Annotated in this window: 10 protein-coding genes; 5 read left to right on the forward strand and 5 right to left on the reverse strand. The window is 71.4% G+C overall.

Going from position 1 to position 12,149, the window contains the following annotated elements; genetic code table 11:
• Nucleotides 1–14: 14 nt before the first annotated feature.
• Nucleotides 15–1,916 (reverse strand): CocE/NonD family hydrolase, encoded by a 1,902-nt coding sequence (locus ACZ4V6_RS27020; protein WP_467832278.1) that lies wholly within the window; start codon nt 1,914–1,916, stop codon nt 15–17.
• A 227-nt stretch (nt 1,917–2,143) separates the two neighbouring features.
• On the opposite strand from ACZ4V6_RS27020, the gene ACZ4V6_RS27025 reads away from it, so the two are divergent.
• Nucleotides 2,144–2,878, forward strand: a complete 735-nt coding sequence (locus tag ACZ4V6_RS27025; RefSeq protein ID WP_467832280.1) for a class I SAM-dependent methyltransferase — start codon at nt 2,144–2,146, stop codon at nt 2,876–2,878.
• A gap of 146 nt (nt 2,879–3,024) precedes the next feature.
• Nucleotides 3,025–3,474, forward strand: a complete 450-nt coding sequence (locus tag ACZ4V6_RS27030) for a spore-associated protein (protein ID WP_467832283.1) — start codon at nt 3,025–3,027, stop codon at nt 3,472–3,474.
• Nucleotides 3,475–3,980: 506 nt separating this feature from the next.
• On the opposite strand, the gene ACZ4V6_RS27035 is transcribed toward ACZ4V6_RS27030, so the two are convergent.
• Complete coding sequence (locus ACZ4V6_RS27035) at nt 3,981–4,994, reverse strand: hypothetical protein (protein ID WP_467832475.1); 1,014 nt, start codon at nt 4,992–4,994, stop codon at nt 3,981–3,983.
• 380 nt (nt 4,995–5,374) lie between these two features.
• Here ACZ4V6_RS27035 and ACZ4V6_RS27040 point away from each other — a divergent pair, with 380 nt between their 5' ends.
• Both ACZ4V6_RS27040 and glpK read left to right on the forward strand, forming a co-directional pair.
• Nucleotides 5,375–6,220, forward strand: a complete 846-nt coding sequence (locus tag ACZ4V6_RS27040) for an MIP/aquaporin family protein (RefSeq protein WP_467832286.1) — start codon at nt 5,375–5,377, stop codon at nt 6,218–6,220.
• Between the two features lie 27 nt (nt 6,221–6,247).
• Nucleotides 6,248–7,765: a glycerol kinase GlpK gene (gene glpK, locus ACZ4V6_RS27045; RefSeq protein ID WP_467832287.1), complete on the forward strand. Its 1,518-nt coding sequence runs from the start codon at nt 6,248–6,250 to the stop codon at nt 7,763–7,765.
• A 59-nt stretch (nt 7,766–7,824) separates the two neighbouring features.
• Here the strand turns inward: glpK and ACZ4V6_RS27050 are convergent, their stop codons facing one another.
• The 3 genes from ACZ4V6_RS27050 to ACZ4V6_RS27060 all read right to left on the reverse strand — a co-directional run bounded on the left by ACZ4V6_RS27050 (nt 7,825) and on the right by ACZ4V6_RS27060 (nt 10,911).
• Nucleotides 7,825–8,268, reverse strand: a complete 444-nt coding sequence (locus tag ACZ4V6_RS27050) for a DUF3093 domain-containing protein (protein ID WP_467832290.1) — start codon at nt 8,266–8,268, stop codon at nt 7,825–7,827.
• A 127-nt stretch (nt 8,269–8,395) separates the two neighbouring features.
• On the reverse strand, nt 8,396–10,285 hold the full coding sequence (htpG, locus tag ACZ4V6_RS27055; RefSeq protein WP_467832293.1) for a molecular chaperone HtpG: 1,890 nt from the start codon (nt 10,283–10,285) through the stop codon (nt 8,396–8,398).
• A gap of 83 nt (nt 10,286–10,368) precedes the next feature.
• Nucleotides 10,369–10,911, reverse strand: a complete 543-nt coding sequence (locus ACZ4V6_RS27060) for a DUF4303 domain-containing protein (protein WP_467832296.1) — start codon at nt 10,909–10,911, stop codon at nt 10,369–10,371.
• Nucleotides 10,912–11,211: 300 nt separating this feature from the next.
• On the opposite strand from ACZ4V6_RS27060, the gene ACZ4V6_RS27065 reads away from it, so the two are divergent.
• A complete protein-coding gene (locus ACZ4V6_RS27065) occupies nt 11,212–12,084 on the forward strand; it encodes an SGNH/GDSL hydrolase family protein (protein ID WP_467832298.1) in 873 nt (290 codons plus the stop codon).
• Nucleotides 12,085–12,149 lie beyond the last annotated feature (65 nt).

Here is a 12,149-nt window from a genome sequence, read left to right on the forward strand (position 1 = left end):
GGCCGGCCAGGGGGTCAGAGCCGACCGCCCGGAACCACCGTGAACGTCGCCGGACCGGCCGGCAGGCTCACCGTGTACTGGCGCAGGTACGTGTCCAGGAACGGCGAGCGGTCTCCGGCGGTGGCGACGTCGTCGGCCGGGTCGTCCAGGGCCAGCCTGAGCTTCGCGCCCTTGACCTTGATGGTCTCGCCCGACGGGGTGTCACGCCACGAGCCCGTCCGGATCGAGCCGATCTCCACGGCCAGGACGTGCCCTGCCGCCAGGGTCCAGTCGGTCGCCTTCAGATCGACGGTCAGCCGGCTCGAATCCACCAGGGAGACCTGTTCGTCGAACATGACGGCGGTGCCGTCCGGGGCGACGTCGTACAGCTTGAGCATCACGTTGCCCCCGCCCTTCGCGGTCAGCGAGACCCGCGGGGTGCCGGTGACGCGCACGGCCTTCTTCAGCGGTTTCGACCAGACGAAGAAGCTGGAGGTGACCTCACCGGCCTGCTGGCGCTTCGCCAGTTCCCCGGCCAGCCCTCGCGGCGCGGCCTGCTCGGTCGCGGGCGCGTGCTCCATGTCCCACTTGCCGGTGGGCCGGGCGGGCGGCTGCGGTGCCGGGTCGCCGGAGGCGGTCAGTGCCGCGCGGGCGACGGCGCCGCCGTCGTCCACGTAGGAGCCGCCGCCGAGCGGAAGGGTGACCGTCCGTTCCGTGACGGGCCAGGTGCGCTGGGCGCGCCAGGCGCCGGTGGAGTCCTCGACGGCGTAATTCGGGTAACGGACGGACGGCCTGACGCCCTTGAGGTACTGGTCGTAGAAGGCGATGGTCTCGTCGTACCAGCCCTCACGGCCCATGGCCAGGCGTCCGTCGCCGACCCGGTCGCCCCCGCGCACGTGGTCCCACTGGCCGAGCCAGCCGCGCTCGGGGCCCCGGTGGTTGTCGAGGTACTCCTCCATCTCCTCGGGCTTGGTGTTGTTCTCGATGAAGCCCTGGGTGACGAAGAGCGGGGTGTCGCTGCCCTCGGCCATCTTCGCCAGGTCCCGGGAGGTCCAGTACGGGTCCCGCTGGTCGGATATCCGGTATCCGGCCGAGTTCTCCGTCAGGCACTCCGGATGGGTCTCCTCGTACCGGGCGTTGGCCTGGTAACGCGGGTCGTCGTCCGCCATCGGGGGCATGGTGGCGATGGAGTTGTACGCGCCTGCGGTGCCGGTCACGTTCGGGCGGGGGACGCCGTTGGAGTAGATGTACTGGTACATGTCCCACAGGGGTTCCTGGGCGACGACGGCCTTGAGGGCGCGCTGGTCCAGGTTGTTGCCGATGAGGCCCGTGACGGCGTCGTACGACTTGCCGTACATGCCGACGGCGCCGGTGGACCACGGCTGCTTCGCGGCCCAGTCGACCGCGGCCCTCACGTCGGCCTGTTCACCGGGGCCGCCCCAGTCGAGGCAGCCGGTGGAGCCGCCGAAGCCGCGCAGGTCCACCATGACGAAGGCGTAGCCCCGGTCGAACAGGTCGGCGCCCTCGACGAAGTCCTGGAAGCGGGACGAGGGACCGGTGTGGGTCCAGCCCTCCGGGCCGGTCTGCCCGGCGTGGGCGAAGTAGGGGCCGATCGACAGGATGACCGGCACCTTGGCGTTCTTCCGCCCGGCCAGTTCCTCCGGCAGCAGGACGTCGGCGTGCAGTTGGGTGCCGGAGCCGTCCGAGGACGGGAAGTAGTGCTGGGTCCAGACCGAGCCCTCGGGGACTCGGTCGTTCTCCTCATGGGTGACGGGGTCGGTCGCGGTCGCCACCGCCCCCGTCACGGGCCGGGGACCGGCGGCCGGTTCGGCCGCCGTCCCGTGCGCCGCGACGGCGGGACCGGTCAGTCCGGCGGTCAGCGCGAGGGCGGCGACAAGTGCCGAGGCGGTCCGGGTGACCGCGCTACGGGCTCTCACATGCTCCTCCTTGAACGGTGGGTGCAAGTGGTGCGGGTGGTGCAGGTTTAGCAGCGATACCGGCCGCGCGTCGACGGGGCGTGCGCCTTGTCGGCATATGCCGGACGTCGGCCGCCGATCGTGCGGCCCACGAGGACAACCCGGAGCCCGTGCCGCGCCGGAGACGGACCGTCACGTCGGTGGAACCGGATGGTGCCGCGGGCCGGAGGCCCCCTACGGTCGGCTCCATGACTGACGAGTGCTTCGGACATCCACGGCTCGCCGCGATCCACGACCCGCTCGACCCCGATCGGAGCGATCTCGACGCGTACGTCCGCACGGCCGAGGAGCTCGGGGCGCGCCGGGTGCTGGACATCGGCTGCGGGACCGGGGTGTTCGCCCTTCTCCTCGCCGGCCGCGGGATCGAGGTCGTCGGGGTCGACCCCGCCGCGGCGTCGCTCGACGTGGCCCGGGGCAGACCCGGCGGTGAACGGGTGCGGTGGATCTGCGGTGACGTGCGGGCGCTCCCGCCCCTGCGGGTCGATCTGGCGACCATGACGGCGAACGTGGCCCAGGCGATCGTGGACCCGGGGACGTGGCGGGAGACGCTGCGGAGGACGTACGGATCGCTGCGGCCGGGCGGGCACCTGATGTTCGAGACCCGGGATCCGGCCCGGCGCGCCTGGGACGAGTGGAACCGGGAGCACTCCCACCGCGTGACGGACGTCCCGGGCGTCGGCGCGGTCGAGAGCTGGGTCGAGGTGACCGACGTGAGCCGGCCGCTGGTGACGTTCCGCTGGACGTACGTCTTCGCCGCGGACGGGCAGGTGCTCACCTCCGAGTCGACGCTGCGCTTCCGCGAGCGCGAGGAGGTCGAGGCGGACCTGGTCGCGCAGGGGTACGCGGTCGACGACGTGCGTGACGCCCCCGACCGGCCGGGCCGGGAGTTCGTCTTCCTCGCCCGACGTCCACGGACGGAATGAGCGGGATGCCGCCGGAAGCCGTACGCCGCCGGGGAATCCGGCGGCCACCGGAACCAATTGCCGACAGTGACGCAACCGTTCCGGTACGTTACGGGTCACACCAGACAGGAGCACCGACCGGCTCCCGAACCGCACAAGGGGGAAAAATGATCTCAGCCCGTTCCAAGCTGGCCGCAGCCGCACTGGTGGCGGTGTCCGTCGGGGGCGCCACCGCCCTGGCCGCACCCGCCTCCGCCGCCGCGAGCGTCACCCCGCAGACCGTCTGCGGCAGCGGCTACAAGACCGTCAACTCCGCGCCCATCGGCTCCAGGGGGACCGTCTACCTGACCTACAACTCCGCCAACGGCAACAACTGCGTCGTGACCATCCGCAGCGCCACGGGCACGGCCGTGGACATGTCCGCGCACCTGTACGTCCCCGACACCGACCAGGGTGACGGGGACTACGGGAGGTACACGTCGTACGCGGGCCCGGTCCGCGCCTACGGCAAGGGCCACTGCGTCGACTGGGGCGGCAGCATCGGCGGCGTCTCCGTCCAGGTGACCGGCTCCAACTGCACGGTCCTCAAGGAGCAGCGGGTCACCGTGACCCGGTGATCCGCTTCCGGCCCGCCTCGGCGGGGTGCGCGGCACCGCCGCCGGGGCGAGGGCCGTGGGCGTCACCCCGGTGGAGGCCGTGGTCCTCGGTGGAGACGGGACCGGCCGACGTGGCCCGCCTCCGCGGCCGCCCGTGCGGCACTGGGCCCGGCGGCGGGACGGTGGGCCGCGTGGCCGTGGCGGAGGAGCCGGGCCGCACGCTCGGGAGTGGGACCGATCCAGAACCGGGCCCGCGGACGCCGACGGCTCCAGCCGCCCCCGGCCGCCGGGCGCTCGGCCTCGGCCGCGCCCCGGTCGGCCGGCACCCGTCCCCGGACGGACCCGGCCTCCGGGCCGCCCCCCCGGTGCGGCGGGGCGTGACCGCGACATCGACCGCTGCGCACCTGGCCCACGACGTCGTCCGACCGGGTCCGTGATCGGCGCGGAGACCTCCGGGCGGACGAGCCGCACCCCTGCGGCCGCTCACCGTACGGGTGCGGCGTCCGCTCCGGAGGTGCCCGGCACGGTCAGAACTCGTCCTCCGGGAAGTCCGGGTCGGCGAGGCCGCTCTCGGCGAACTCCCCGTCGTCCATCGCCCCCGGAGCGGCGAAGAAGCCCCCCATGAGCTCCCCCAGGTCCAGCTCGCCGGCGCCGGCCGGGGCGGTGGGGCGGGTGCCGTCGCTGATCCGCAGGGTCAGGCCCAGCTTCTTGACGTCGGCGTCCTCCGCCAGCTTGGCGAGGTCGATGTCCACCTCGGTCAGCTCGCCGTTCTTGAGCGTGAAGTCCGCCGTCACCTCGGTGTCGGGCGCGTCCTTCAGGTCCTTGTCCGTCGGCAGGTCCATGCCCGGCGGCAGGTCCTTCGCCAGCGGACGGATCTCGCCCAGCAGCTCGGTGATCAGCGTGCGGAAGGGGGCCGTGGCGGTGACGTGCTCGGCGCCGTCCTCGCCGTCGGACGTCTTCAGCTCCACCTCACGGGCGACGACTCCGCGCAGCGCCTTCATGAGCTTCTTCTGCGTCTTGGCGTCGAGGGTCGGCTCGGGCGCGGGAGCGTCCCCGCCCTCCTCACCCTCGCCGGCGAGGTCCTCCATCTCCTTGGTGCTGAACTTCACCCACTTGCCCTCGAGGGCGTCCTTGAGGCCCCCGGCCTCCGGGGGCAGGTCCTCGACGGACGGCATGGGGCTGCCCATCGCCTTGCCGAGGGTCTCGACATCGGAGCGGAGGTAGACGTAGTCGCCGACGACCCGGTACTCGACGAGGTCGCCGTCCGGGCTGCTGACCTTCATGGCCATACCGGCGAAGTCCTCCTCGCCGGACTCCTCGAGCGGCTTCTTCGACTCCACGGTGACCGATACCTTCACGCCGCTCAGCAGCTCGGCGACCTCGTCCGGGATCTCGTCGCCGGGCTCGGGGTCGGACTTCGCGTCCAGTGCCTTCAGCGTCTTGGCGTCGGTGTCCAGGTCCAGCTCGAAGGAGATCGACTTCTCCTTGCCGAGCTTGTCGAAGGCCCGGTCCAGCTTCTGGCCAGCGGAGAGCTGCTCCACCGTTCCGCAGGCGGCCGAGCCCGCGAGGACGGCACCGACGACGGCGGTGGCGGTCAGGGTCTTGCGTATGGCGCTGATGATGGTCTCCTCGTGAGTCAGATCACGGTGTGATCGAACAGGAGACTCACCAGAGCCCCACAAGGTTGCCCCCGATCACCGGACGATGCCGGAAACACGTATGGAGCAGTGTGCGTGAACCTTTGTCACCCCGCCCGGCCGCGCCGCGTCCGCCCCGAAGCGCGGTACGACGGGGCGGGGTTCGCCGTCCGCGGCCCGTGCCGCCGCTGTGCCGGACGTGCGCCCGTCCGCGGCCGGCCCTAGCGTGGCAGACGTCGCTCGGGTGATCGACGGCCGGCCCAGCCGGCGGAAGGCGAGCTGTCATGGCTGAGCGGAGCAAACGGTCTTCTCTGATCGGTGAACTGTCGGCCGAATTCGCCGGCACGATGATCCTCATCCTCTTCGGCTGCGGCGTGGTCGCCCAGGTCGTCGCGGGCGGGGCCCTCACGGACCCGGAAGGCGGTCTCGGGGACCACGACAGCATCTCCTGGGCGTGGGGGCTCGGCGTCACCCTGGGCGTCTACGTGGCGGCGCGGCTCAGCGGCGCCCACCTCAACCCAGCGGTGACCGTGGCCCTCGCCGTGTTCAAGGGGTTCTCGTGGCGCAAGGTGGTGCCCTACGTGCTGGCCCAGACGGCCGGCGCCTTCGTGGCCGCCCTGCTGGTCCGCTGGAACTACACCGAAGCCCTGGCGAAGGCGGACCCGGGACACACCATCAAGACGCAGTTCGTGTTCTCGACCCTGCCCGCCAACGGCAACACCGCTCTCCCGGTCCACGAGTGGGGCGCGTTCCGCGACCAGGTCATCGGCACCGCGATCCTGCTGCTGCTGATCATGGCGCTGACCGACCTGCTGAACAATCCGCCGGGCGCGAACCTGGCCCCGTTCATCATCGGCCTGGTCGTGGTCGCGATCGGCATGGCCTTCGGCACCAACGCGGGCTACGCCATCAACCCGGCCCGCGACTTCGGTCCCCGGCTGGCCAGTTTCATCACCGGGTACGGCGGAGCCTGGCGGGATCAGTACGGGAACTTCTACTTCTGGGTGCCGATCGTCGGCCCGCTGATCGGCGGCGTGCTCGGCGCGGGCCTGTACAAGGTCCTCATCGGCCGCTTCCTGCCGACCGCCGAACCCGAGCCCCCGGGGCGCGTCCCGGCGTCCGCGGACTGACCACACCGGCTGGAGAGGCAGCGAATCATGGCGGACTTCATCGGCGCGGTGGACCAGGGGACCACCAGCACCCGGTTCATGATCTTCGACCACGGCGGCAACGAGGTGGCGAAGCACCAGCTGGAACACGCCCAGATCCTCCCGCGTTCCGGGTGGGTGGAGCACGACCCGGTGGAGATCTGGGAGCGCACCAACTCGGTGATGCAGAACGCCCTGCGCTACGGCGGCCTGTCGGCGACCGATCTGCACGCGATCGGCATCACCAACCAGCGCGAGACCACGGTGGTCTGGGACCCCCGCAACGGCCGCCCCTACTACAACGCCATCGTGTGGCAGGACACGCGCACCGACGCGATCGCGGCGAACCTGGAGCGCTCGGGCAGGGGCGACGTCATCCGGCGCAAGGCCGGCCTGCCCCCGGCGACGTACTTCTCCGGCGGCAAGATCCAGTGGATCCTGGAGAACGTCGACGGCGTGCGCGAAGCGGCGGAACGGGGCCACGCGCTCTTCGGCAACACCGACGCGTGGGTCCTGTGGAACCTGACGGGCGGTCCCGACGGCGGCATCCACGCCACCGACGTGACCAACGCCAGCCGCACCATGCTGATGAACCTGGAGACGCTCGACTGGGACGACGAGCTGCTGGGCTTCTTCGGCGTCCCCCGGGCGATGCTGCCGGCCATCAACGCCTCCTCGCACCCGACGGCGTACGGGGTGACGCGGACGACCCGGCCGCTGCGTACCGCCCTGCCGATCGGCGGGGTCCTGGGCGACCAGCAGGCGGCCACGGTCGGGCAGGTGTGCTTCCGTCCCGGTGAGGCCAAGAACACCTACGGCACCGGCAACTTCCTGGTGCTCAACACCGGGACGGAGCTGGTCCGTTCCCAGCACGGCCTGCTCACCACGGTGGCCTACCGGTTCGGCGACGAGCCCGTCGTGTACGCGCTGGAGGGCTCCATCGCGGTGACCGGCTCCGCCGTGCAGTGGCTGCGCGACCAGATGAAGATCATCAGCAGCGCCGCCGAGAGCGAGGACCTCGCCCGCACCGTCGACGACAACGGCGGCATGTACTTCGTCCCCGCCTTCTCCGGCCTCTTCGCACCGTACTGGCGCTCCGACGCCCGCGGGGCGATCGTCGGCCTCGCCCGGTACAACGACAACGCGCACCTGGCACGGGCCACCCTGGAGTCCATCTGCTACCAGAGCCGCGACGTCGTGGAGGCCATGGAGCAGGACTCCGGGGTCCACCTCGACGTGCTCAAGGTCGACGGCGGCGTGACCGCCAACGACCTCTGCATGCAGATCCAGTCCGACGTCCTGGGCGTCCCGGTCAGCCGCCCCGTCGTCGCCGAGACCACCGCGCTGGGCGCCGCCTACGCGGCGGGGCTGGCCACGGGGTTCTGGCGGGACACCGACGAACTGCGCACGCACTGGCACGAGTCCAGGCGGTGGGAGCCCCGGTGGACCGACGAGCAGCGCGCGGAGGGCTACGCCGGCTGGAGGAAAGCGGTGGAACGCACGCTCGACTGGGTGGAGATCCCCTGAGCGGCCGCCCCGGCGGTTCCCCGTCCCCCTGCGGACCCCACCGGCGCGGGCGGCTCCGGTCAGCGGCGGGCGAAGGACAGCACGGCGAAGAGGGTGGTCGGCCGGCGGGTGGAGAGGTAGAGGTAGGGGGCGGGGCAGTCCGGATCGTCGATCTCGATGCGCAGGGCCGTCGGGACATGGCTGCGCAGCAGCATCTTCGCGCGTACGTCGGCCCGTCGGGTGCGCCAGAGGAACGCCTCCTCGGCGTCGAGGATCTCCGCCATGCCGAGGGCGGTGAGGGGGACCCGGATCGAGCCGGCCGTCAGGTGGCGGTCCGTCACCACGATGGCGGCGGCGCCGTAGGCGTGCAGCCCCAGGGCGACGAGGGCCGCCACGACCACCAGTCCGGTGACGGCGGCCACGGCCCCGAAGGGCAGCAGGACGACGGCGGCCATCACACTCAACAGGGCGGCGAGCCAGAACGCGGCTCTCGGGACGCCGAGACGTTCTTCGTACAGACGCATGCCCTCACCCTCTCAGCCCGGACCGGCGGGCCGCGCACCGCCCGCCTCGGCGATGCGCGGCTCGTCCCCGTACGGCGGCCCCGTGGCGACGGCACCGGGACCCGGCCGACGCACGCGGGCGGCGGGCCTACAGGGTGCGCTCCAGGCGGTCCGCCACGAGCTTGACGAACCGGGCCGGCTCCTGGGGCCGGCCGCCCTCGGCGAGTACCGCGAGGGTGTGGAGGAGTTCGGCGGTCTCGGAGACCTCCGTGCGGTCCTCGCGCTCGGTGTAGGCCCGGTTCAGGGCCTTCACCAGCTGGTGCTCCGGGTTGAGTTCGAGGATGCGCTTGGCCCGGGGGACCTCCTGGCCCATCGCCCGGTACATGTTCTCCAGCGCGGGCGTGAGGTCGTCGGCGTCGGAGACGACGCAGGCCGGGGAGACCGTGAGGCGGGAGGAGAGGCGGACCTCCTTGACGTCCTCGCCCAGGTGCTCCGTCATCCAGCCGAGCAGCCCGGCGTACTCCTCGCCCTGCTGTTCCCGCTCGGCGCCGGTCTGTCCGTCCTGGTCGCCGTCGAGGTCGATCTCGCCCTTGGCGACCGACCGCAGCCGCTTGCCCTCGTACTCCCCCACCGCGTCGACCCACACCTCGTCCACGGGGTCGGTGAGCAGCAGGACCTCGACGCCCTTGGCCCGGAAGGCCTCCATGTGCGGGGAGGCCTCCATGGCCTGCCGGGACTCGCCCGTCATGTAGTAGACGGCGTCCTGCCCGTCCTTCATCCGTTCCACGTACTGCTTGAGCGTGGTCGGCTCCTCGGCGTCGTGCGTGGTGGCGAACGAGGAGACGGCGAGGATCGCGTCGCGGTTCTCGGAGTCGGTGACGAGTCCTTCCTTGAGGACGGCGCCGAACTCCCGCCACAGCGTGGCGTAGCGGTCCGGCGCGGACGTCATCATGTCCTTCACCGTCGACAGGACCTTCTTGGTCAGGCGGCGCTGGATCATGCGGATGTGGCGGTCCTGCTGGAGGATCTCGCGCGAGACGTTGAGCGAGAGGTCCTGCGCGTCGACGACGCCCTTGACGAAGCGCAGGTACGGCGGGAGGAGTTCCTCGCAGTCGTCCATGATGAAGACGCGCTTCACGTAGAGCTGCACACCGCGCCGGTGGCCCTGGGTGAACAGGTCGTGCGGGGCGTGGGAGGGGACGAAGAGCAGGGCCTGGTACTCGAAGGTGCCCTCCGCCTGGAGCCGGACCGTCTCCAGCGGCTCGCGCCAGTCGTGGCTGAGGTGCTTGTACAGCTCGTGGTACTCGTCGTCGGACACCTCGTCGCGCGGGCGCGCCCACAGGGCCTTCATCGAGTTGAGGGTCTCGGCCTCGCCGTCGTCACCGGTCCCCCCGACGAGACGGATGGGCCAGGTGATGAAGTCCGAGTACCGCTTGACGATCTCCTTCACCTTCCAGGTGGAGGTGTAGTCGTGGAGCTGGTTCTCGGTGTCCGCCGGCTTGAGGTGGAGGGTGACGGCAGTTCCCTGCGGCGCCTCGTCGACCGTCTCCAGGGTGTACGTGCCCTCGCCGCGCGACGACCAGCGCGTGCCCCGAGTCTCGCCGGCGCGGCGGGTCACGAGGGTGACCTCGTCGGCCACCATGAAGCCCGAGTAGAAGCCGACGCCGAACTGTCCGATGAGCCCGTCGGTCCCGTCGCCGTCCTGGGACTCGCGCAGCTCCTTGAGGAACGCGGCCGTGCCCGAGTTGGCGATGGTGCCGATGAGCCGTGTGACCTCGTCGTACGACATCCCGATGCCGTTGTCCCGCACGGTGAGGGTGCGGGCGTCCTTGTCGATGTCGAGCTCGATGTGCAGGTCGGTGACGTCGACGTCGAGGGTGTCGTCCCGCAGGGCGGCCAGGCGCAGCTTGTCCAGCGCGTCGGAGGCGTTGGAGACGAGCTCGCGCAGGAAGACGTCCTTGTTCGAGTAGACCGAGTGGATCATCAACTGCAGGAGCTGACGCGCCTCTACCTGGAACTCAAACGTTTCGGTCGGCATGGTTGGTGGCTACCTCACTGATCCGCAGTCGTCTGCACTGGTGGAAGCCACTTTAGAACAGCTCGGGTCCTCCCCGGGGCCTGTCAGGCGCCGTCGAGCACGGCCGCCTCCTCCAGCCAGTCGGCGAGCGCCTCGGGCGGGTTGAGCCGCAGCGCCCTCTCGTCGTTGCCCGTGTCCGGCGGGACGACCTCGACGGTGACGACGACGCGGTGGCGGTCCGCGCCCGTGCCGAAGAGTCCTTCCGCGTCCAGTCGCGCCATGGCCGTCTCCATCGCGCGCAGCCTCAGGCCGAACTCCGCGTCGTCCTCGCCGTCGGGCAGGTCGGCCAGTTCGCCGCGGGCCTCGAAGAGGGCGCGCACCGGCTCGAGATGCCGCTCTCCGTAGCAGCAGAACGGGGAGTCGGCGTAGGACCACTTGAGGTCGAGGGGCGGGCAGCCGTGACGCGCCGCCTGTTCGGCGAGGGCCTGCTCGGACCAGGCGGACAGGGTCGGCCCGTACGCCTCGCCGGGGGTGACCAGGGTGCAGTAATAGAACCGGTGACCGGGGTGTTCCCGGAACAGTTCGGTGAAGGCGGCGCGGGCCGCGCGGTGCACGGCGTCGGTCAGATCGCTCTCGGTCGGGGTCACGGGGGCGGCTCCGGGGGCGGACGGGACAGGGCGGGGATCGGCGGGCGCAGGGCGCCCATCGTAAGAAGTTCAGTCGCCAACGTTGACGCGCTGCCGGGGCCGCGGGCACATTACCTAACGGTAGAACCGATCGGTAACTCGCGTTCGGTGCTCCGCGGTCACCGCCGTGCGCGTTCTCGCCCATGACAGGACCGTCGCCCCGTTCCCCGCTCGAGCCGCCGCACTCGCACTGATCAGCACGCCTGCGCGGGCGCCCCCGTGCCCGCTTTCCCGTGCCCGCTTCCCGAGAAGAGAGAGCACATGCCGAAGCATGCCGTGCGCCGTGTCATGTCCGCGACCGTTGCCGCGGTCGGCACGCTGGCCCTCTGTGTCACCGCCGCCGCCGCCGACACCGCACCGTCCCTCGACTACGTCGCCCTCGGCGACAGCTACAGCGCCGGCTCCGGCGTCCTGCCCGTGGACCCGACGAACCTGCTGTGTCTGCGATCCACGGCGAACTACCCGCACGTCATCGCCTCCCGGACGGGCGCCCGCCTCGACGACGTGACGTGCGGCGCCGCCGAGACGAAGCACTTCACACAGGCCCAGTACCCGGGAGTCGCCCCCCAGGTGGACGCGCTCGGCGCGGACACGGACCTGGTGACGCTGACCATCGGCGGCAACGACAACGGCACGTTCATCAACGCGGTGACGGCCTGCGGCACCGCGGGCCTGCTCAGCGGCGGCAAGGGCAGCCCCTGCAAGGACAAGCACGGCACGTCCTTCGACGACCAGATCGAGGCGAACACGTATCCCGCCCTCAAGGAGGCCCTGCGCAGTGTCCGCGCGAAGGCCCCCGACGCGCGCGTGGCGGTCCTGGGCTACCCGTGGATCATGCCGGCCACCGCCGATCCGTCCTGCTTCCTGAAGCTGCCGATCGCCACCGGAGACGTGCCTTATCTGCGGGGCATCCAGGCGCACCTCAACCAGGTCGTGCGACGCGCCGCCGAGGACACCGGCGTCACCTACGTCGACTTCTCGCGGGTCTCGGAGGGACACGACGCGTGCCGGGCCGCCGGCACCCGCTGGATCGAGCCGCTGCTGTTCGGCCACAGCCTCGTCCCCGTCCATCCCAACGCCCTCGGGGAGCGCCGCATGGCCGAGCACACCATGGACGTCCTCGGCCTGGACTGATCCCCGGAACCCGCCGACGAGGCCGTCCACACCGTCGGCGCCCTCCGGACGGCGGGCTTCCCGCA

This window comes from Streptomyces sp. NPDC029152, from assembly GCF_055564355.1.

Excerpts from the sequence above, each read along its gene's own strand:
- ACZ4V6_RS27025 (WP_467832280.1), top strand. The coding sequence starts at position 2,144 with ATGACTGACGAGTGCTTCGGACATCCACGGCTCGCCGCGATCCACGAC.
- ACZ4V6_RS27030 (WP_467832283.1), top strand. The coding sequence starts at position 3,025 with ATGATCTCAGCCCGTTCCAAGCTGGCCGCAGCCGCACTGGTGGCGGTG.
- ACZ4V6_RS27040 (WP_467832286.1), top strand. The coding sequence starts at position 5,375 with ATGGCTGAGCGGAGCAAACGGTCTTCTCTGATCGGTGAACTGTCGGCC.
- glpK (WP_467832287.1), top strand. The coding sequence starts at position 6,248 with ATGGCGGACTTCATCGGCGCGGTGGACCAGGGGACCACCAGCACCCGG.
- ACZ4V6_RS27050 (WP_467832290.1), bottom strand. The coding sequence starts at position 8,268 with ATGCGTCTGTACGAAGAACGTCTCGGCGTCCCGAGAGCCGCGTTCTGG.
- htpG (WP_467832293.1), bottom strand. The coding sequence starts at position 10,285 with ATGCCGACCGAAACGTTTGAGTTCCAGGTAGAGGCGCGTCAGCTCCTG.
- ACZ4V6_RS27065 (WP_467832298.1), top strand. The coding sequence starts at position 11,212 with ATGCCGAAGCATGCCGTGCGCCGTGTCATGTCCGCGACCGTTGCCGCG.